This is a genomic window from Streptomyces lincolnensis (genome assembly GCF_021173675.1).
Classification (GTDB): domain Bacteria; phylum Actinomycetota; class Actinomycetes; order Streptomycetales; family Streptomycetaceae; genus Streptomyces; species Streptomyces lincolnensis_B.
On sequence record NZ_JAIHON010000003.1, the window covers coordinates 271,658 to 292,017 of the forward strand.

Genomic DNA, 20,360 nt, shown 5'->3' on the forward strand with positions numbered 1-20,360 from the left:
GGGGATGGACAAGCCCCTGCCGAGCAGGACACGACCAGAGGGGGACCACGTGCTGGACGGCTGTACGCCCTGGCCCGAGGAGCTCGCCGCGCGCTTCCGGGAGGCCGGACACTGGCGAGGCGAGACGTTCGACCGGCTGCTGCGGGCCTGGACCCGCGCCGACCCGCACCGCATCGCCCTGGTCCACGGCGACCGACGGCTGGACCGGGCGGAGCTGGAGCGGTCCGCCGACCGCGTCGCACATCGGCTGGCCGGACTCGGCGTCCGGGCGGGGGAGCGGGTGGTCCTCCAGCTCCCGAACGTGCCCGAGTTCTTCACCGTCTTCTTCGGCCTCCAGCGACTGGGCGCGATCCCCGTCCTCGCCCTGCCGCTGCACCGCCGCAGCGAGATCGTCCACCTGTGCCGGCTCTCCGGGGCCGTGGCCTACGTCGCACCCGACGTCCACCAGGGTTTCGACCACCGGGAACTGGCCGCCGAGGTGGCCGAGGAGTGCCCGGACCTGCGTCACGTCCTGGTGGTCGGCGACCCCGGCGCCCATCTCCCGCTCGACGGCCCGGGCGCCGCCGGAGAACTGCCACCGGCTCCGGACGACGCCTCCGAGGTCGCCCTGCTCCTGGTCTCCGGCGGGACCACCGGGCTGCCCAAACTGATCCCGCGCACCCACGACGACTACGCGTACAACGTGCGGGCCAGCGCCGAGCTGTGCGGGTTCGGCCCCGGCACCGTCTACCTCGCCGCGCTGCCCGTGGCCCACAACTTCGCGCTCGGTTGTCCCGGAGTGCTCGGTGCCCTGCACGCGGGCGGCACCGCCGTGCTCACCGACGAGGCCGACCCGGACACGGCGTTCGCCCTGGTCGAGCGTGAACGCGTCACCGTGACCGCGCTCGTGCCGCCGACCGTCCGCATCTGGGCGGCGGCCACCGAGTGGGACGAGGCGGACCTGTCCTCGCTGCGGCTGCTCCAGGTCGGCGGCGCCCGGCTCCTGCCCGAGCACGCCGCCCGGGTGCGCGCGGCCTTCGGCCCCGTCCTCCAGCAGGTCTTCGGCATGGCGGAGGGCCTGCTGAACTACACCGAACCCGACGCGCCGGAACACGTCGTCCTGCACACGCAGGGCCGGCCGCTGTCCCCCGACGACGAGGTCCGCGTCGTGGACGAGCACGACCGCGACGTCCCGCCCGGCGCGACCGGCCGGCTCCTCACCCGCGGCCCCTACACCCTGCGGGGCTACTACAAGGCCACCGCCCACAACGCCACCGCGTTCACCGCCGACGGCCACTACCGCACCGGCGACCTCGTCCGGCGCACCCCCACCGGCCATCTCGTCGTCGAGGGACGGGTGAAGGAGCAGATCAACCGCGGAGGCGACAAGGTGGCCGCCGCCGAGGTGGAGGAGCAACTCGCCCACCACCCGGCGGTCCTGGACTCGGCCGTCGTCCCCGTCCCGGACGACCTGCTCGGCGAACGCACCTGCGCCTTCGTCGTCCCCAGGGCCGGTACCGCCGCCCCCGACCGGAACGCGGCGGCCGCCTTCCTCCGGGAACGCGGCCTGGCCCCGTACAAGATCCCCGACCGGGTCGAGAGCCTCGACGCCCTCCCGGTGACGGCCGTCGGCAAGACCGACAAGAAGGCACTGACGGCGCTGGCGCGCGAGCTCGCGACCGAGGGCGCGCGGCGCAACGAAGGGAACCCCCGTTCATGACCGGCACGACCGATCCCCGGCCCACCGCCGTCCCCGTCCCCACCGCCTCGACGTCGAGTTCACCCCGGATGCCCAGCGCCTCACCCGGTTCCTGGGACCCCCAGGACTCCCGGACCTGGAACTCCTGGGCCGACGCCCTGCCCGCACTGGGTCCCGAGCACACCGTCGAGTCCCCCGAGAGCCCGGCGGAGGCGGCGGTCCGCCTCGCACGTGCCGGGGTCGGCGGCGAGTACGTCGTCTACGAGCGCGCCGGGGTCTGGCACTACGCCTGCGGTCCCGCGGCCACCGTCACCCTGGACGCCGAGCGGATCACCGCGCGCTGCGGCAACCGATCGCTGACCCGGCCCCTCGGCGCGGCGCCGATGCGGCAGATCGCCGACGTCCTGGCCCAGCTGCCGCACCGGGGTTGGCGGGTGTACGGCTGGGCGGCCTTCGAACTGGCCCACCTGCTGCACCCCGACACCGGGGACACGGGACGGGACCCGCTGCTCCATCTCATGCTGCCGACCACCGAGGTCGCCCTCACCCCGGGAACGGCACGCATCCGCACGGCGGACCCGGAGCACCTGCCGCTCATGGCCAAGGCCCTGGCCGGCCCCACCGGGACGGTCGGCGAGGGCCACGACGACGTGGAGGAGCTGCTGAGGTCCGGGGCGGAGCCGTACCAGAACGCCGTCACCCGCACCGTGGCCGACATCCGGGCCGGCCTCCTCCAGAAGGCCGTCCTGTCCCGGCCCCTGCCGCTGCCCGCGCACACGGCGCCCGACCTGACCGCCAGCTACCTGGCGGGCCGCGGCGCCAACACCCCCGCCCGGTCCTTCCTGTTGGACCTGGGCGGCTGGCGGGCGGCGGGCTTCAGCCCCGAGACCGTGGTGGAGGTCGACGGGGCCACCGGCCGCGTCTCCACGCAGCCGCTCGCCGGTACCCGCGCCCTCGCCTCCCACCCCGACGAGACCGCACGCCTGCGGGCCGACCTGCTCGGCGACCCCAAGGAGATCCACGAACACGCCCTCTCCGTCCGCCTCGCCGTCGACGAACTGGCCGGTGTCTGCCGGCCCGGCACGGTCGTGGTCGAGGAGTTCATGACGGTCCGGGAACGCGGCTCGGTGCAGCACCTCGCCTCACGCGCGGCGGGACAGCTCGGCGACGGCCGGGGCCCCTGGGAGGCCTTCGCGGCCCTGTTCCCCGCGATCACCGCCACCGGCTGCCCGAAACCGGAGGCGCTGCGCGCGATCAGCCGCTACGAGGACGAACCCCGCGGGCTGTACGCCGGAGCCGTGTTCACCGCCGACGACCGGGGATCTCTCGACGCTGCCCTCGTCCTGCGCACCGTCTTCCAGCGCGACGGCCGCACCTGGCTGCGGGCGGGAGCCGGAGTGATGGGGCAGTCGACGCCGGAACGGGAGTGGGAGGAGACCTGCGAGAAGCTCCGCAGCGTGGCCCCGCACCTCCGCCCCGGCTCCGGCACGGCTCCCGCGGAGCCACGGTGAGGGGGGAGGGTCACAGCCGCGTGGCCGTACGGATCAGCCCCGCCAGGGCGAGCGAGCGGCTGTGCGCGGGCCAGGCGATGTGGGTGACGACGGGGGGCGCGTCGCTGAGCGGGACGGCGGTGTGCTCGGACCACAGCCAGGCCCGGGCGGATTCGGGGAAGACGGCCAGCGTCCGGCCGAGCGCGATCAGTTGGGCCAGCTGCGTCTGGTCGCGGATCTCGGGGCCCGGGCCCGGCGGGTAGGTGCCGTGCTGCTGCCAGCGCGCCGGTGGCAGGTCGGGGACGTCGCTGATGTCGGCCAGGGACAGCGTCTCGCGCGCCGCGAGGGGGTGCCCGGCGGGCAGGACGGCGATCTGTCCCTCGGTCATCAGCTCCTCGCTGTCGAACCCGGCGAGGGAGTTGAACGGCGCGTGCATGAGAGCCACATCGGCGCGGCCGTCGCGCAGCAACTCCGGCTGCTCGCACATGCCGCACGGCAGCACCTCGATCTCCGCGGCATCGGGTTCGGCCGCGTGGGCGGCGAGAAGCTTCTGCAACAGCTCGTGGGACGCCGCCGCCTTCACCGCCAGCACCAGACGATCGCGGGCGCCCTCCGGTCCGCCGGAGCCGCCGGCGCGACGGGTGCGGCGGGTGGCGGCGGTGATCGCGTCGAGGGCCGCGCGGCCCTCGTGCAGCAGCACCTCTCCGGCGCCGGTCAGGCTCACACCACGCCGGTTGCGCTCCAACAGGCGGACACCGAGGCGCCGTTCGAGCCGCTGGATCGCCCGGGACAGCGGCGGCTGGGCCATCCCGAGGCGCTCGGCGGCACGGCCGAAGTGCAGCTCCTCGGCGACGGCCGTGAAGTACCTCAACTCGCGGGTCTCCAAGGGCTCCAGGGTGTCCATGGCCGCACCATACCTGTGATACCCGACGGGTATGACAGAGCACCGTATCGGTGTTGGATGCGCCGCTCGTCCGCGCGTGACCATCAGGGGCATGAGCGAAACGAAGAACGCGCTGGTGACCGGCGCGAACAAGGGCATCGGGTACGAGATCGCGGCCGGGCTGGGCGCCGTCGGGTACCGGGTGGGCGTGGGAGCGCGCGACGAGGCCCGGCGTGAGACCGCCGTGGAGAAGCTGCGGGCCGCGGGGGTGGACGCGTTCGGGGTGCCGCTGGACGTGACCGGCGACCGGAGCGTCACCGAGGCCGCGGAACTGATCGAACGACGGGCCGGGCGCCTGGACGTCCTGGTCAACAACGCCGGCATCTCGGGAGACACCGGGCCGGGGTGGGTGCAGGACCCGACCATGCTCGACCTCGACCTGGTCCGCACGGTCGTGGAGACCAACGTCCTCGGTGTCATCCGGGTGACCAACGCGATGCTGCCGCTGCTGCGGCGCTCGGCGTCACCCCGCATCGTCAACGTCTCCAGTGCCGTGGCCTCCCTGACCCGGCAGGCGGACCCGGGGATCGAGATCGGCCCTGTCATGGCGGCCTACGCGCCGTCGAAGACGTTCCTCAACGCCGTCACCGTGCAGTACGCCCGCCAGTTCACCGGTACGAACATCCTGATCAACGCCGCCTGTCCGGGCCTGGTCGCGACCGACTTCACCGGCTTCCACGGACCCCGCACACCCGAACAGGGCGCGGCCACGGCGATCCGGCTCGCCACGCTGCCCGACGACGGCCCGACGGGCGCGTTCTTCGAGGACGACGGCGCCATCCCCTGGTGACGCCGGATTCCGCCTGCCGTCCGACGCTCCCGGCGCCGGTCCAGAGGCCCACGGACTCCGAAGAACTCCGATCAATTGCCTCCCGTGGCTCCAACTTCTTTCACCCTACGCACCGTTGACACGATCCGGACCCCAGATCAATCATCATACATCCGATGAATGGGAGCCGCTCATGAGTGCGTATCCAAGACGTCAGGTGCTGGGCGTCGCGGCGGGTGTGACAGCCGCGGCGACGCTTCCGCCGGCCGTGGGTGCCCGGGCGCGGGCCGCGGACGGGACGACGGGGCAGGCGGGGCGGGCGGGGGAGTGGGTCTCGGTCCCCGACCCGGTACCCGTCCCCCTCGACGCCCTCTTCGACAACGACGGCATCGACACCGCCACCGCACGCGGCGGCGACTTCGACGGCTCGGGCTACACGTTCCCGGGCGAGGAACTCCCGGCCGGACGGATCGACGTCGACGGGATCTCCTTCCTCTTCCCGTCGTCCGCCGCTGGCGCCGGGAACAACGTCGTCGCGCTCGGCCAGCGCGTCGACCTGCCCAAGGGCCGTTACATGTCCGCCCTGTTCCTCACCGCGGGCAGTTACGGCGACGCCTCGGGCACGGCCACCGTGCACTACGCGGACGGCTCGTCCACCACCGCGGCACTGGGAGGTGCGGACTGGTACGCGGCGGGCGGCCCGCTGTCGGCCGCGTACCGCTACGGGCCGGACGGCACCAAGGACGAGCACAGCGTGGGGATCGGCGTATCGGAGGTGTGGACCGACCCTCGGCGGGAGGCGGTCGCGCTCACGCTGCCGAAGACCAACCCGGTCGAGGTCGGCAAGACGTCCTTGCACGTCTTCGCGCTCTCCCTGCAGCCGGCCGCCCAGGGGCGCGCGCTGGTCCTGCGGGACGCGCACTCGACGAACTCGCTGCTGGAGTCCACCGGCGCCCAGAGCGTCGAGGCCACGGTCGTCAACGCGGGCACCGTCGCCGTCCTCGCCGCCGACGGGGTCTCGGTGGCCGTCGACGTGCCCGGCGCCCGCACCGTCGAGCCGGCGCGCGTCCGCCGCCTCGACCCCGGTGAGCAGGCGCGCGTTCGCGTCGGCATCCGCAACCGCACCGGCACCGCGCCCGGCACCGCACAGGACGGCACGGTGACCGTCAGCGGGCGCGGCGAACAAGTCACCGCGAGAAAGGGCAGGGTGACCCTCGGCGTCGCCGACTACCGGCCCACCGAGACGTCCCTCTACGGCCATCAGGCGCCGTACTGGTTCCAGGGCGCCAAGTTCGGCATCTTCATCCACTGGGGCGTCTACTCGGTGCCCGCCTGGTCGCCCGTCGGCAAGCAGTACGCCGAGTGGTACTGGAACCACATGCAGGATCCGGCGAACGCCGTCTACGCGTACCACCGGGAGAAGTACGGCGAGGACTTCGCGTACGACGACTTCATCCCGATGTTCACGGCGGAGAGGTTCGATCCTCGGGCGTGGGTCGAGCTGTTCCGGGACGCGGGCGCGCAGTACCACGTGCTGACGTCGAAGCACCACGAGGGCTTCGCCCTGTGGGACACGAAGGTCTCCGACCGCAGTTCGGTGAAGCTGGGACCGAAGCGGGACCTGGTCAAGGAGCTCTTCGACGCCTCCCGGCGCCACACCCCCGAACTCCACCGCGGCCTGTACTTCTCCATGCCCGAGTGGTTCAACCCGGACAACCCGTGGATGGGCCACGCCCCGCGCAATCCGTACACGCAACAGCCGGTGCCGTACACCGGGTACACCGCGGGCAAGGACTACGTCCGGGACTACCAGGCCCCGCAGATGCTGGAGCTGATCCACGGCTACGACCCGCAGCTCATCTGGTGTGACATCGGCGGCGCCAACGACAGCGTCCGGGTCCTGGCGGAGTACTTCAGCCGGGCCAAGAACCGCCGCCGGCCGATCGAGGTCACCGTCAACAACCGCGCGGGCATCGGCTTCCACGACTTCACGACCCCCGAGTACACGACGTACGAGAACACCGTCGTGGCCAAGTGGGAGTCCAGTCGTGGCCTCGATCCCTTCAGTTACGGCTACAACCGGGCCACGCCCGACGACGCCTACATGACGACCGAGGAGGTCGTGCACAGCCTGGTCGACATCGTCTCCAAGAACGGCAACTTCCTGCTCGACATCGGGCCGCGCGCCGACGGCACCATCCCGGAGATCATGCAGAGGCGGCTGCGGGAGACGGGCCACTGGCTGCGGACCAACGGCGAGGCGATCTACGACACGACGTACTGGTCCCGCATGGCCCAGCTGGGCGAGGACCTGCGGTTCACGATCCGGCAGAACGAGGCGTTCTACATCCACTCGCTGGCCCGGCCGGGCGCGAAGCTCACTGTCGAGGCCCCGGTGCCGATCCGCAGCGGCGACAAGGTGACGATGCTCGGCCACGACCGCCCGCTGACCTGGACCGTCAGCAACGGCTCGCTCGTGATCGACGTACCCGAGGCGGCCCGCGGGGCAGGACAGCACGTGTGGGTGTTCAAGGTGGCGTGGCGGGGCTGAACCGGTGCCGCCGCCGTCCCTGGACGGCGGCGGTCGGGCGGCCTCAGATGGTTGAGGCCGCCGTCGACGGACAGGCTCGAACCGGTGATGAAGCTGCTCTGATCGGAGGCGAGGAAGGCCACGGCGGCGGGAGCGTTTCCGGCGAGCCGCCGACGAGGGAGACCTGCCCCCGGGAACCGATCCGGGGCTCCTGGCCCGCTACGTCACCACCCTGGCGTACGGCATCGCCGTGCAGGCCGCGAGCGGTGTCTGCCGCGAGGAGCTCCAGGCGATGGCCGACGCGGCCCTACGCGGCTTTCCGCTGACCTGAGAGAGCGGCTCGGGCGACCGGCACGGCGAGGTGTCCGCCGGCTCGCGAACTCGTCCGAGCAGGCGTCCCCGACCCCTGGAGGGTCACCCGTAGAGCGAGCGGGCTCCCGGGCTGTCGCCCTTGAAGCGCTGGCCCGCGGCGATCTCCTCGCCGACCACGGACCAGACGGTCTCGTCGTCCTCGAAGGGGAGCGGGTCGATGCCGCTCGTCTCCTGGCGGATCCGTTCGACCTCGCTCTCCAGGCGCTCGAAGTCGGCCTCCTCGTCGTCGCCGCTGAAGGTGAACTCTTCGAGCAGGCGCTGGAATCGGAGGGTGACCTGGATGAGGGAGGAGACGTCCGTGTGGAGTCCCCGCACGGTCTCCTCGTCGGCGTCGAAGGCGTGCACCGCGCCGGATCCGGGGTCGAGGGCGAGATGGACGTTGAGCAGCCAGCCGATGACGGGCCACCCGCCCGCGTCCTGCGGGGCGTCCTCGAAGTCCTCGGTGTCGACGACGTCCTGGACGAGGGGCAGCCGACCGGAGTCCTCGTCGGGCTCACGCAGCAGGAGCGTCCCGGTGGGGACACCGACGGTCTGCAGGAGGCGGGCGCCTTCGGTGTCCGCGGCGGGGGGCGGGAAGGCGGTGGCGGGCAGGGTCGCGAGCCGGTCCTCGCCGAAGATGTCGGCGAGTTCGCCGCGGGTGACGTCGAAAAGCACTGACGGAACTCCGAACTCGGCGGCGCCGCGGGCGCCGTGGGTCTTTTGGTGGACAGAAAGCGTTCACAACAACAGCGTTGCGGATCGAGGTGCTTTCGGCGGCGGTCCGATTTCACCCCGCCGCCCGCTCACCCGGCCTCCTATGGAACGAACTTGTTGTCCGAGGGTGAGAGGTTCATCACTGTACCAGTGCGTCCCCCGGAGACCCCGTGCTGGTCCCACTGGTCGTGCAGCCACTTGACGTAGGCGCGGTGTTCCCGGTCCTTCTTGTACTTGCTGAGCTCTTCGCCGTTCGGGCCCTTTTCGGACTGATCGTATTTCGAGCTGTGCGTGACGTCGAGATTGTCGGGGAATTCCCGGGCAAGATATTTGTCGCACTTGGGATTCTTCTGGCAGGGCTCACGTTCCGTGAAGAGCTCGCCGACGTTTCCCTCGTGCCCCCTTTTGATCAGCGGGTGTCCGATGGAGCGTTCGGAATGTGCCTCACCGCTGGCGCCGACCAGGATGAAACGATTCCCCTTGCCGTCGTCGTAGAGCGCCGACGCGTAGTTGCCGCCGGGTATGTAGGAACCGGGGCGTTCGGTGCGGTTGGCGTAGCGGCCGAGCTGGGTGGCGCGGGACAGGTCGGTGGAGCCGGGCGCGACCTTCGTCGAGTTGACCTTGGTGCCGTTGTCGGGCTTGTTCTTGCGCTGCTTGTCGCCCTTGTTGTTCCACGGGTACCAGGCCTTGTCGCCGAGTACGTCGTTCACCCCGGAGGAGTCGTTGTGGCGGACGGGGGTGGTGGTCCCGTCGTGGTGCAGCTGGCGTATCGAACCGTCGTCGCTGAGGAGATACATGGGCGTGTCGCCGTCGTGCTTGACCTTCTTGACGTCGACCTTCTCGGCTTCGTCGCCGATGTCGTGGTCCTTGCGCTTGAGGTCCTTGGAGGCGGTCTTCACCCGGTCCGGGATGGTGTCCGTGACATGGTCGGTCACCTTCTTGGCGGCCTTCTCCATGCCGTCGAGGGCACCCTCGAGGATGGAGTCGAAGGCCTCGGTGAAGGTGTCCTTGCCCTTGGTCTTGCCGAAGGTGGTCTTCGACTTGCCGAGGTGGATCCCGGACTGGCTGCTCATGTCGCCGCCGTGGCGGGAGACCTTGCCGGCGCCGTCCTCGAACTCGACGTGGTCGATGACCGTCTTCTTGCCCGCGCCGCCGGACCCACCCGCGTCGTCGCCGGCGGAGGCCAGTTTCATGCCGCCCGGGTTGTTCCCGGGGTTGAAGGCTCCCTCGGCGAGGTCGAGGACCGTGTCCGCGACGAGTTCCTGGAGTTTGCCGGTGACGGGCTCGGTGACCTTCGCGACGAGCTCGTCGACGATCCGCTCGACCGCCTCGTCGATGAGCCGCTTGACGATGGTGCGCATCAGGGCGATCTCACCGGCGGCGACCGCGGCGGAGATGCCCAGGGTCACCGGCGCGGCGGCGAGTTCGGCGACGATGGTGGCGGCGAGCACCCCGAGCTCGATGCCCGCCTTGACCTTCATGCCGCGGATGATCTGGCCGACACCGTCACAGGCGTCCGCGAACAGCCGCGCCAGCTCGGGGATCTTGTCCAGGTGACCGGCCTTCACATGCGACCAGTGCTTCTGCATGGACTCGACGGCCCAGCCCTCGGAGGAGTTGAGGATGCGGGTCACGGCCTTGTCCGCGTCGCCGCCGTGGCCCTCGAAGTCCTTGGCGAAGTCCCGTATGGACGTCGCCATCTCGAAGTAGTCGTCCTCGTCGACGTTGGGCCAGTTGACCCCGATCAGGTCGAGTGCCTCGTCGATGATGCTCGGCAGTACCAGACCCATGGCCGCGCGTTCCCTCCCCCGTCACCTGCATCTCCTGCCCTCAGCTAACGTGACAGATTGTCAGGTACACAAGTTGAAAGCGGGTCGCGTCGCCGATCTGTGACAAGAGTCCCATCCGACGGTGGGTGCACCGGAGTTGGTAGCGGAGCGAGGGGCGTCCCCCGTGGGGCGGCCGTCATCGCGCCCGCAGCCGCACGAGCGCGTCGTCCGTCCCCACCACCAGGTCCCCTTCCGCCGTGAAGGCGATGGCGTGGGCCCGGCCGCCGGGGCGGAAGGTGCGCAGCCGGTCGTCGTCCAGGGCCCGGTGTTCGACGAGTCCGTCCGACCAGGCGATCGCGAGGACGAGCCCGGTGTCGGCCGCCGTCACCGCCACCGCGTCGACGGCGCAGTCGCGAGCGGCCACCGGCTCGGGCATGGGGTCGGTGTGCGGTGCCCACGCGCGTACGGTGCCGTCTGCGCCGCCCGTGTACAGCAGGACGAAGGCGTCACCCTCCGCGGAGACGGACAGGGCGGTCCCGGCGACCGCGGTGACGCGCCCTCGGTGCAGGGCGGCGGTACGCGGCTCGGCGCCGACGGCCACCACGTGCACGGTGCCGGCCGCGTCACCGAGGACGACACGGTCCGCGAACCCGGTCAGCGCGGTGACCGGCTCCCGGCGGTGGCCCGTGTACCGCTCCACGGCTTCGAGGAGCTGCTCCTGAGCGGAGGGGCCGTCGTCGATGAGGGCGGCGAGCCCCTTGCGCCGCGCGGACTCGACGGCGCGCTGGGTGTGCAGGAGGCCGTGCTCGTCCAGGACGCTGACAGTGCCGTCGCCGTACTCGGCGGTGGTACGGGCGCCGGGCACGGGATGCGGGAGGCGGCCCACGGAACCGGCGCTGTCCGCGTCGAGGAGGCGCACGGTGCCCTGGTGGTCGGCGACGACGAGCTGCCCGGCCAGCGGGCCGGTACCGGCCGTCAGGGAGCGGACCGGGCCGGGCCACGGCGGGCTGACGTCACCGCGCACCCGGTGCCGGACGACGGTCCAGGAGGCGTGCCGGGCAGCGGAGTCGAGGGCGGCGGGCAGCCGCGGATCGGCGGCGTCGCCGAGGGCGGCGAGCAGGACCAGGGCGCGTTCGGCGGCCGGCTGCTCTCGGGTCAGGGCGGCGCCGGACCGCAGCCAGGCGGCGCGCAGTCCGCCGTGGCTCTCCTCGGAGCGTTCGTACGCGACGGTCACACTCCAGGGGTCGGCGGCACAGACCGAGGCGGGATCGTCCAGGTCGAACGGTTCCTCCGGCTCCGGTTCCTGTTCCGTGAGCCCGGTCGGGTCGACGGGGTGGGCCGCCTCCCAGGACGCGCGGCGCGCCTCGTCGGTCCACTGGGACTCGTCCAGGTCCATGCGGGCACAGAGACCGGCGGTGAGCTCCCGCTCCCACCGCGTACCGGAGCGCACCTCCACCAGCACCCGCACATGCTCCAACGCGGCGAGGTCCAGGGCGAGTTCGACAAGAGCGCCGGGCTGCTCGGCGCGGTGCAGCTCGGGCAGCGCGATCACGGTACGGCGCCGGTCGGCGGCCAGCGCGGCCAGGAGGTCGCCGGGGGAGCGGGCGGCGATCGACAACTGCTGGCCGAGCATCCAGGCGGCCGTGGTCGCGGTCTGGCCGGGCAGGGGTACGAAGCCGTGGACGCGGCGCTCGTCGACGGTGCCGGGCCGGGTGCCGTGGCCGATCAGCCAGGCCAGGAGCCGTGACTTGCCGCTGCCCTCGGCGCCGGTGACCACGGCGAGGCCCGGGGCGCGGGGGTCGCCCAGCCAGGAGAGCAGGGCGGCCGCGGCGGGCTCCCGCCCGGAAGCGGGCCGGGACCAGGGCGTGGCGGTGTCGGCGGTCATGAACGCGTCTCCGTTTCTGCGGAACTCGGGCGGCGCCTCACTGCCGGGCCTGCCGCGCGGCGTGGGCGATGAGCTCCTCGATGCCTTCGTCGCGGGACTCCGCGGTGGCGCCGTAGTCGAAGCTGTGCGTGAACTCGGCGTGCGCCAGGACGGACTGGAGCCGGACGGAGCAGTAGTGGCCCGGCATCATGCACGGCTCCAGTTCGCAGTAGACGCGGCGGACCTGCTCGGGCTCCACCCCGGCGGCGGAGAGCCGCTGCCACAGCTGCTCCTCGGGGTGCGGGCGGCCGGGGCCGGTCCGGGCGGTGACGATCTGCTCCACACCGTCCTCGCCGACGTACTCGAAGGCCGAGGAGAAGGGGAAGTTGAGGGTGTGGCGGACGTCGTCGAGCACCCGCGACCACCAGTTCTCCCGGTCGGCGACGGCCTCCGGGTCGATCTGCCGGACCTCCCGCACCAGCGCGGCGAACGCCTCGGCGGCGGACCGGAGCCCGTCGGAGGCGGCGATCACCGGGAGGGCGCGGTCCAGGGCGGCGGCGCAGTGCGTGAAGGCGGCGACGTCCGAGTTGACGAACAGGGAGGGTTCGCCGCGTCCGAGGAAGAGGGCCTTCACGGAGCCGTCGGAGCGGACGCACAGTTCCGCCAGCCGGTCGGTGCCGATGCGCACCCACTCCGCCCACTCGCCCTGCAGCGCGACGCCGCGATGGCCGGTGTACATCCCCAGAGTCGGCCCGTCGGTGTCGTCCGCCGCGATGAAGTACGGGCCGACGTGCAGCGGTACACCGACCTGCGCGAGGTGGCTGCGGGCCGAGGCCGGCACGGTCCCGTACGAGGCGGGCATGGCGATGCGGCGCAGCCCGTAGGGGCCGAACTGTGCGACGGCGGGGTCCGAGGGGAGCTCGGGCATCACAGACCTCTCACGGTGGCGGACGTGTCAACTCCACCTTATGCGCAGGCCAGACAGGGTCCCGGGGGCTGTGACGAATCCGAGACGAGGCCCTGGTGTACACGGTCCCGGCAGGGGAAGAAAGCGCTTGCTCTGCATTCGGCAACCGGGAGGACCACCGCCGATGGCGTCGCCGTTCGAGAGACCCCTCGACCATCGCTACCGAGGCGAACACCCGATACGCACCCTCGCCTATCTCTTCCGTGCCGACCGCCGCCGCATCGCCGCGGCGGTCGGCGTCTTCACGGTCAAGCACAGCCCCATCTGGCTGCTGCCGCTGATCACCGCGTCGATCATCGACACCGTGGTCCAGCACCAGCCGATCTCCCGCCTGTGGACGAGCACCGGCATCATCCTGTTCATCCTGCTCGTCAACTACCCGCTGCACGTGCTGTACGTCCGCCTCCTCTACGGCAGTGTGCGCCGCATGGGCACCACGCTCAGGTCCGCGCTGTGCACCCGCATGCAGCAGCTGTCCATCGGCTACCACTCCCGCGTCAGCGCCGGCGTGCTCCAGGCCAAGGTGGTCCGGGACGTCGAGACCGTCGAGCAGATGGTCCAGCAGACCGCGGAGACCGGGCTCGGCGCGACCACCGTGCTGATCGGCGGACTGGTCATCATCGCCGTGCGGACTCCGGAGTTCGTCCCCGTCTTCCTCGTCGTCGTGCCCGCCGCCGCGCTCGTCGTCGCCCGCCTGCGGGCCCGGTTGCGCACCCACAACGAGCACTTCCGGCACGAGGTGGAGACCCTGTCCTCCCGGGTGACGGAGATGACCCGGCTCATCCCGGTCACCCGCGCCCACGGCCTGGAGGGCAAGGCGCTGCGCCGCATGGACGGCACCCTGCGCCGCCTGCTGACCTCCGGGATGCGCCTCGACCTCGTCAACGGCCGGTTCGGCTCCCTGGCCTGGGTCGTCCTCAACGTGATCGGCGTGCTGGTCCTGGCCGGCGCCGCGCTGGTCTCGTACTACGGCGTCTGGGGCGTGACCGCGGGCGACGTCGTCATGCTCAGCGCCTTCCTGACCACCCTCACCAACTCCACGACGACGCTGGCGGGACTCGCCCCGGTCATCACCAAGGGCCTGGAATCGGTCCGTTCGGTCGGCGAGGTCCTCCAGGCCCCGGAACTGGAGGACAACGAGGGCAGGACCGAGGTCTCCTCGGTGCGCGGCGCCGTCGCCTTCCAGCACGTCGGGTACGCCTACGACGACAACGGCCGGGCCGCCGTACGGGACTTCAGCCTGACCGTGACCCCCGGGGAGACGATCGCCCTCGTGGGTGCCTCCGGCGCGGGCAAGTCCACCGTCCTCAACCTCGTCATCGGCTTCATCCGCCCGACCACCGGCCGGCTGCTGCTCGACGGCACCGACATGAACACCCTCGACCTGCGCACCTACCGGCGTTTCGTCTCGGTCGTCCCCCAGGAGTCGATCCTCTTCGACGGCACCGTCCGCGAGAACGTCGCCTACGGCATGGACGACGCCGACGAGGAGACGGTGCGCGCGGCCCTGCGCGACGCCAACGCGCTGGAGTTCGTCGACCGGTTGCCGCGGGGCCTGGACACCCTGGTCGGAGAGCGCGGCGCGCGACTCTCCGGCGGGCAGCGCCAGCGCCTGGCCATCGCCCGTGCCCTGATCCGCGACCCCCGGGTGCTGATCCTGGACGAGGCGACCTCGGCGCTGGACACCCGGTCGGAGGCGCTCGTGCAGGAGGCCCTCGCCCGGCTGCTGCACGGCCGCACCACGTTCGTGGTGGCGCACCGGCTGTCCACCGTGCGGGGCGCGGACCGGATCGTCGTGATGGGGGACGGCCGTATCGAGGAGATCGGCACGCATGAGGAGCTTTTGAGCCGGGGTGGTGCGTACACGGCTCTGCACGGTCAGGTCGCCTGACAGGAAAAACGGGCGTGGGAGGTAACGGGATCACGCCAATCGTGCGTTTCGACGCCGAGAAGACGAATGGTCGGGCGTGGATCGGGCATACGCAGCGAAAAATCAAGAGAGGGGCGCTACGTGCTCGTTCCGGACCCGAAGGTCGTCAGGAAGTTGCTGACGCGGTACGCGACACTGCGGATCGCGCAGGCGGAGAGGGAGAGGCAGGAGACGACACGTGAACTGGACGACGTCACCTACACGCTCTGCGTGATGATGAGTGCCGCCGACATCCATGAGGCGGTGGCCAGGGCGGACGCGCTGCTGCTGGAAGCCGCCCGCCCGGCGGAGACCGCTCCGGCGGACGACGGTGAGGAAGGCCTGCGGCTGGCCGGGTGAGGCCGGGCCAGGCCGTGTGAGGCCGGGACGTCCCGGAGGCGAAGGTTCAGGTCGGCTCCGGGACGTCGTCCTTCCTGGCGTGGAACGCGGCGCGGTACGCCTGCGGGGTGGTGCCCACCACCCGGCGGAAGCGTTCGCGGAAGGAGGTGGGGGAACCGAACCCCGCCTGCCGCGCGATCCGTTCGACCGGGTGGTCGCTGTTCTCCAGCAGGTACTGGGCCCGCCGTACCCGGGCCCGCAGCAGCCATTGCAGGGGAGTGGTGCCCGTCTGCTCGCGGAAACGGCGGCTGAAGGTGCGCTCGCTCATGCCCGAGCGGGCCGCCATGGCCGGCAGGGTGATCTCCCGGGCGAGGTTGTCCTCGATCCACTCCAGAAGCGGCTCCAGCGTCGAGCCGCGCGGCACCGGCGGATGCTCGTGCACGATGAACTGGGCCTGCCCGCCCTCCCGTTCCAGCGGCATCACCGACATGCGGGCGGCGTGCGCGGCGACGGCCGATCCCAGGTCCAGCCGGATCATGTGCAGGCACATGTCCAGGGCCGCGGCGGCGCCGGCCGAGGTGAGGATCCCGCCGTTGTCGACGTACAGCACGTCGGGCCGCACGTCGATGAGCGGGAAGCGGCGCGCGAGGTCGTCGGCGGCGACCCAGTGGGTGGTGGCGCGGAGCCCGTCCAGCAGCCCGGCCTCCGCCAGCACGAAGGCGCCCACGCACACGGACGCGATCCGGGTGCCCGCCTCGGCGGCCTCCCGGAGAGCCGTCACCACGGCGGGTGACAGCGGCCCGGCCTCGTCGGAACGGCCCGGCACGATGATGGTGTCGGCGTCCGCCAGGGCTTCGAGCCCCCGGTCGATCCGCAGACCGAAACCGCCGTCCGCGGGCACCTCCGGCGACTCGGCGCACAGGCGCACCCGATAGGGACGGCGGCCGTCGGGCAGCCGCGTCCAGTCGAACACCGTCATGGGCGCCGCCATGTCGAACGGCACCACGTGATCGAGAACCAGGACCTCCACCGTGTGCATGACCGCCACGATAGGCAGGTTCCCGCCATCCGCGTACACCCCGCCGAGACCGGATCCGAGGAACATTCCCGCTGCTGGGGACTGTTGGCGGGAATCCGTTGGTACCTGTCGTTTCCGCCTCTGTGTGATCACCCGCGGGATTCCTAGGGTGAGGCCCCATGACCAAGTTCCTGCTGTCCCTGCACGTCCTGGCCGCCATCGTCGCCATCGGTCCCGTCACCGTGGCGGCCAGCATGTTCCCGCCCGCCGCGCGGCGCGTCCGAGTGGGTGCCGACGGACCGGACATCGCGGGCGTCGGCACCGTACGTCTGCTGCACCGCATCTGCCGGGTCTACTCCGGCATCGGCCTCGCGGTGCCTCTCCTGGGGTTCGCCACCGCCGCCGCGATGGGGGTCCTGGGCGACGGCTGGCTCGTGACGTCCATCGCCCTGACGGCCGCGGCGGCCGGCGTCCTGGTCGCCTTCGTCCTGCCCCGCCAGGACGAACTCCTCGAACGGCTGGACGAGCGGCAGACGGTCGAGCGGGACAGTACGGTGCGACTCGCCATGTTCACCGGTGTGTTCAACCTGCTGTGGGCGACGGTCACCGTCCTGATGATCGTCCGGCCCGGATCCACCACCGGCGCCTGAGGGAGCGGGGCGCCGGTCGGCCCCGCGTCAAGTCCAACGCCGGAATTCGTCCTCAGGTGCGGGAAGGCGCTTACACTCGGCAGTCGTGCCCACGTGCATGGGCAGTAACACGAAAGGCGCGTTGACGGGTGTTCCAGGATTCCCCCATCTACGACCGGCTCGTCGCGGAACGCGGCGACATCCCTCTTCAGGTACGCAGGGAGGCCGAGCGCGTGACCAGGGAGCTGGAGTTCGTCATGCGCCCCTTCCAGTCCGCCCTCGGCTCCGGGCTCCCCACCGACCGGCCTGCCGCCCCGGGAGCGGGATGGCAGCGGGCCGCCCTGCCCGGCCCGCGCCCCTACTGACGACGGCTCAACGCACCACCGAGCCCCGGTCGTTGACACGTGACGGCCGTTCCTGCCCCGGAGCGGCCAGCCACTCGGCGACGGCCAGCGCGATCGGCTGCCCGGTGTCCACCTCGACGAAGCCGAACTGCCCCGACTGGTTGCACTCCAGGAACCACCAGGTGCCGTCCGCGTCCTCGGCGAAGTCGAAGGCACCGTACGCCAGTTCGGCATCGCGCAGATAGGCCTGTACGCCCGCGGCGACACGGGCCGGAACCTCCACCGGCCGCCACGGCGCGGCGCTCGGGGCGAACCGGACGTCGATCTCCCCGGGGTCCGCGTCCTGGTCGGTCGCCTTGCGGGCGGCCAGCATCCGGTCGCCCACGGCGGTCAGGCGGATGTCCGCCCGTTTGGCGACCCGGCGTTGCAGCAGGGTGGGTCCGTGGGCGACGGCGGAGAAGTCGGTGTCCGGCGCGACCCGGCTGGTCGGCACGGCCAGCGGCGGATCCTGCGGATGCGTACCGGAGACCGGCTTGACCACCAGGTCCGGATAGCGTTCCGCGAACGCGCGCGCGGCCTGCGGGAACGTCGTGATGAGGGTGGCCGGCACCGGCAGCGCGCACCGCTGGGCGAGATGCAGCTGCCAGGGCTTGTGACGGGCCCGCCGGGCCGCGTCGGGGTGGTTCATCCAGCGCGCGGCACTGCCGCGCAGCATGCCGTAGAGCGCCTGGGAGGCCTCCTCGGTCAGCCAGTCGGACGGAACGGCCGCCCGGGCGGCCGCCGCCCCGGGCCTGCGCACCCAGATCGACCGCAGCCCGCCGATGCTCACCAGACGGCCTGCGGCCGACAGATGGCCGCGGAAGGCACCGTGCACGTACTCCCCCGACAGTGCCACCCCGCCGGGCAGGTCGGCGGGGTCGAGCCGGACCACCGGGACCCCCGAGGCGTTGAGGTGCACGACCACCATGTCCGCGGTCACGTCCTCTTCGCTTGTCAGAATCAACACGGTCATGGTCGACGGCCCGTGTTCAGTCGTCGAAGTGTGTTTTGGACCCCGCAGTGGAGGTGGTGGTCCCCAGCTCCCTCATCAGGCCGTGGTCGCGGGCGGCTATCCGCCCGTCGCGAAGCACGTTCAACTGCAGTCCGGAGTCGTAGGCGTACGGAGTGGTGGCCTCCAACTCCGCGGCCGGACGTGCGTAGTTGAGCGCGAACGGTTGCATCGTCTCTCCCTCGCCGGTACTGCTCGATCACACGACGGTCACCCTGCGGCCGCACTCGTTCCCCCGGCGCGTCCGGGCTTCCAGAGACTTATACGAATCGAACGGGTGATTGGTTTCCTTACGGTGCGTAGTCGCGCTCGCGTGGCGCCTCCCGCGCACGCGTGCCGGGGGAGGCGCGCAGGGTGCGCAGGGCCAGGAGCAGTACGCCGATGTCGTCCAGGTACACGGGGTCGGGCACCAGATCGGTGGGCAGGACGAAGTACAACAGGGCACCCCAGAAGACCCAGCGTGGCCCGGTCGGAAGTCCGGCCCGCCGCAGCTCGCGGCGGGTCCGCACCAGCCGCACGAACACGGCGACGGCGAAAGCCAGCACCAGCGCCGCGAGGATCGCGACGGCGACGATCACTGTGGTGGTCGTGTCCACGGGCGGTCCTCCTCGTAGGGACGTGCCGCGTTGTGCGCCCGTCTCCTGACGGATTCCCCCTTATGCCGCCGCTATTGCCTGCCGAACGCGGGTTGGCGCGCGCGGGGGCGCACGGCGCGCGGCGTCACTCCGGCGGAACACCCCACTCATACACCTGGGTCACCCGAGTGGCACGCCGCACCGGAGGCGCCTAGGAATGGTCCACGTAACGTCGCGTGTCGCGCGTCGGGGGGCGCCGTCGGCGACCGCACTCAACCCTGGAGCTGAGCATGACCACCGGCCCTTCAACAGCACCCTCGAACGAAACGGCCATACCCGTCCCCGAACCGGCCGATCTCACCGACCGGGCGGAATCCGGGCGCGGCGATCCGGTCGGCGAACTCGTGCGTGCCGCCGTGGCGGACCGGCCGCTGGATGACATCGCCCACCTCATCACCCTGCTGGAACGCTCACCGGAGTACGCGGAGGCCACGGTCGCCGCGCTGCGCGCGGTGGGCGTGAACCGGTCCGTGGAGGACGTCACCAAGCTCGTCGTCCTGCTGACCAGGCCACCACGTGACGTGGCCAGCGCGGACGAGGCGATCCGCGCGGCGGCCGAGTCCCGCCCCCTCGAAGAGGTGACCCGGCTGCTCTCGCTGCTCCACCGGACACCCCTGGAACCCCACTGCGGCGAAGAGGCCGTGCGGGCCGCCGCCGCGGGCCGTCCCGTGGAGGAACTGGTCGACCTGATCGGACGGTTGGCCGAGGAACGCCAAGCACTCATGACACCGCCGGGCTTCCCCCCACCGCCCCAGGACGCCCCGGCCCACCCGGGTGCCGCCGACGGCACCTTCCCGATGGGCGCGGTGCCGGCGCACGCCGCGGGTCCGGCGGGCCGCTCCGCCGCGGCCCCGCGCTACCGGTCGCCCAGAGGGCCGGGACGACAGCCCTTCCGGCCCGCCCGGCTCGCCGTCCTGGCCCTCCTCGTGTGCGGGGTGCTCAGCTTCCCGCTGCACCGGGACGGCGTGTCCGTCCGGGTCTACGGATTCGCGCTCGGGGTGTCCGTCCTGTGCGTCGTGCTGGCGCTCGTGCTGGCCGTACGGTCGACCGTGCCGACGCTCGCGGCCGCGGTCCTGGTACCGGCGGCGCTGGCCGCGGGCCAGTTGTTCGAGGGCAGGCTGCTCCACTCGGCCGGACTTGCCCGGGCCCTGGATCTCGCCCTCGCCCCGGCCTGGATCGCCGGCGCGGTCGCCGTGTGCGCCGCCCTGGCAGCGCTGACGGCCCTCTTCGCCCGCCTGACCTGGCAGCCACCACGGCAGGCCGCCGTACAGCCGATGGCGGAGGCGGGCCGGGCCCCGGCGGAGTGACCCGGCCGCATCCACCTCGCATTCTCGCCCCGGCCCGTGTGTGATTGGTACGCGGT

The 20,360-nt window shown here is 71.9% G+C and carries 18 protein-coding genes and 1 pseudogene; 10 read left to right on the forward strand and 9 right to left on the reverse strand.

Going from position 1 to position 20,360, the window contains the following annotated elements; all coding sequences use genetic code 11:
• Positions 1 to 4: 4 nt before the first annotated feature.
• Entirely contained in the window at positions 5 to 1,699 is a 1,695-nt protein-coding gene (locus tag K4B79_RS08365) for a (2,3-dihydroxybenzoyl)adenylate synthase (protein ID WP_232025666.1), read from the forward strand.
• A 68-nt stretch (positions 1,700 to 1,767) separates the two neighbouring features.
• The gene (locus tag K4B79_RS08370; RefSeq protein ID WP_374208449.1) at positions 1,768 to 3,189 is read left to right on the forward strand and encodes a salicylate synthase; all 1,422 of its coding nucleotides are present in this window, start codon (positions 1,768 to 1,770) and stop codon (positions 3,187 to 3,189) included.
• Positions 3,190 to 3,199: 10 nt separating this feature from the next.
• Here K4B79_RS08370 and K4B79_RS08375 read toward each other — a convergent pair whose 3' ends face one another.
• A complete protein-coding gene (locus tag K4B79_RS08375; protein WP_232025668.1) occupies positions 3,200 to 4,072 on the reverse strand; it encodes a LysR family transcriptional regulator in 873 nt (290 codons plus the stop codon).
• A 91-nt stretch (positions 4,073 to 4,163) separates the two neighbouring features.
• On the opposite strand from K4B79_RS08375, the gene K4B79_RS08380 reads away from it, so the two are divergent.
• The 3 genes and pseudogenes from K4B79_RS08380 to K4B79_RS08395 all read left to right on the forward strand — a co-directional run.
• Positions 4,164 to 4,901: an SDR family oxidoreductase gene (locus K4B79_RS08380; protein WP_232025669.1), complete on the forward strand. Its 738-nt coding sequence runs from the start codon at positions 4,164 to 4,166 to the stop codon at positions 4,899 to 4,901.
• 172 nt (positions 4,902 to 5,073) lie between these two features.
• Positions 5,074 to 7,431, forward strand: coding sequence for an alpha-L-fucosidase (locus K4B79_RS08385; RefSeq protein WP_232025670.1), 2,358 nt, complete (start codon positions 5,074 to 5,076; stop codon positions 7,429 to 7,431).
• Positions 7,432 to 7,558: 127 nt separating this feature from the next.
• Positions 7,559 to 7,741, forward strand: a pseudogene (locus tag K4B79_RS08395) (TetR/AcrR family transcriptional regulator); the annotation flags it as partial.
• An 83-nt stretch (positions 7,742 to 7,824) separates the two neighbouring features.
• Here the strand turns inward: K4B79_RS08395 and K4B79_RS08400 are convergent.
• From K4B79_RS08400 to K4B79_RS08415, 4 genes are all read right to left on the reverse strand, one after another.
• Entirely contained in the window at positions 7,825 to 8,436 is a 612-nt protein-coding gene (locus K4B79_RS08400) for an SUKH-4 family immunity protein (RefSeq protein WP_232025671.1), read from the reverse strand.
• A 140-nt stretch (positions 8,437 to 8,576) separates the two neighbouring features.
• Positions 8,577 to 10,265 carry a WXG100-like domain-containing protein gene (locus K4B79_RS08405; RefSeq protein WP_232025672.1) on the reverse strand — a complete coding sequence of 563 codons (1,689 nt, stop codon included), beginning with the start codon at positions 10,263 to 10,265 and terminating at the stop codon, positions 8,577 to 8,579.
• A 175-nt stretch (positions 10,266 to 10,440) separates the two neighbouring features.
• Complete coding sequence (locus K4B79_RS08410; RefSeq protein WP_232025673.1) at positions 10,441 to 12,129, reverse strand: ATP-binding protein; 1,689 nt, start codon at positions 12,127 to 12,129, stop codon at positions 10,441 to 10,443.
• A gap of 37 nt (positions 12,130 to 12,166) precedes the next feature.
• A complete protein-coding gene (locus tag K4B79_RS08415; RefSeq protein WP_232025674.1) occupies positions 12,167 to 13,036 on the reverse strand; it encodes a nucleic acid/nucleotide deaminase domain-containing protein in 870 nt (289 codons plus the stop codon).
• Positions 13,037 to 13,199: 163 nt separating this feature from the next.
• Here K4B79_RS08415 and K4B79_RS08420 point away from each other — a divergent pair, with 163 nt between their 5' ends.
• Both K4B79_RS08420 and K4B79_RS08425 read left to right on the forward strand, forming a co-directional pair.
• Positions 13,200 to 14,966: an ABC transporter ATP-binding protein gene (locus K4B79_RS08420; RefSeq protein WP_232025675.1), complete on the forward strand. Its 1,767-nt coding sequence runs from the start codon at positions 13,200 to 13,202 to the stop codon at positions 14,964 to 14,966.
• A gap of 120 nt (positions 14,967 to 15,086) precedes the next feature.
• Positions 15,087 to 15,344, forward strand: a complete 258-nt coding sequence (locus K4B79_RS08425; protein ID WP_232025676.1) for a DUF5133 domain-containing protein — start codon at positions 15,087 to 15,089, stop codon at positions 15,342 to 15,344.
• A 46-nt stretch (positions 15,345 to 15,390) separates the two neighbouring features.
• Here K4B79_RS08425 and K4B79_RS08430 read toward each other — a convergent pair whose 3' ends face one another.
• Positions 15,391 to 16,362 carry a GlxA family transcriptional regulator gene (locus tag K4B79_RS08430; protein WP_232025677.1) on the reverse strand — a complete coding sequence of 324 codons (972 nt, stop codon included), beginning with the start codon at positions 16,360 to 16,362 and terminating at the stop codon, positions 15,391 to 15,393.
• Between the two features lie 158 nt (positions 16,363 to 16,520).
• Between K4B79_RS08430 and K4B79_RS08435 the strand changes: the two genes are divergently transcribed.
• Both K4B79_RS08435 and K4B79_RS08440 read left to right on the forward strand, forming a co-directional pair.
• Entirely contained in the window at positions 16,521 to 16,991 is a 471-nt protein-coding gene (locus K4B79_RS08435) for a hypothetical protein (protein ID WP_232025678.1), read from the forward strand.
• Between the two features lie 128 nt (positions 16,992 to 17,119).
• Complete coding sequence (locus tag K4B79_RS08440) at positions 17,120 to 17,335, forward strand: hypothetical protein (RefSeq protein WP_232025679.1); 216 nt, start codon at positions 17,120 to 17,122, stop codon at positions 17,333 to 17,335.
• 7 nt (positions 17,336 to 17,342) lie between these two features.
• Here K4B79_RS08440 and tgmB read toward each other — a convergent pair whose 3' ends face one another.
• The 3 genes from tgmB to K4B79_RS08455 form a co-directional block, all read right to left on the reverse strand.
• Entirely contained in the window at positions 17,343 to 18,326 is a 984-nt protein-coding gene (gene tgmB, locus K4B79_RS08445) for an ATP-grasp ribosomal peptide maturase (RefSeq protein ID WP_232025680.1), read from the reverse strand.
• Between the two features lie 16 nt (positions 18,327 to 18,342).
• Positions 18,343 to 18,534, reverse strand: a complete 192-nt coding sequence (tgmA, locus tag K4B79_RS08450) for a putative ATP-grasp-modified RiPP (protein WP_232025681.1) — start codon at positions 18,532 to 18,534, stop codon at positions 18,343 to 18,345.
• A 118-nt stretch (positions 18,535 to 18,652) separates the two neighbouring features.
• A complete protein-coding gene (locus tag K4B79_RS08455; protein ID WP_232025682.1) occupies positions 18,653 to 18,958 on the reverse strand; it encodes a DUF1232 domain-containing protein in 306 nt (101 codons plus the stop codon).
• A gap of 269 nt (positions 18,959 to 19,227) precedes the next feature.
• On the opposite strand from K4B79_RS08455, the gene K4B79_RS08460 reads away from it, so the two are divergent.
• Entirely contained in the window at positions 19,228 to 20,304 is a 1,077-nt protein-coding gene (locus K4B79_RS08460; protein ID WP_232025683.1) for a hypothetical protein, read from the forward strand.
• Positions 20,305 to 20,360: the final 56 nt, after the last annotated feature.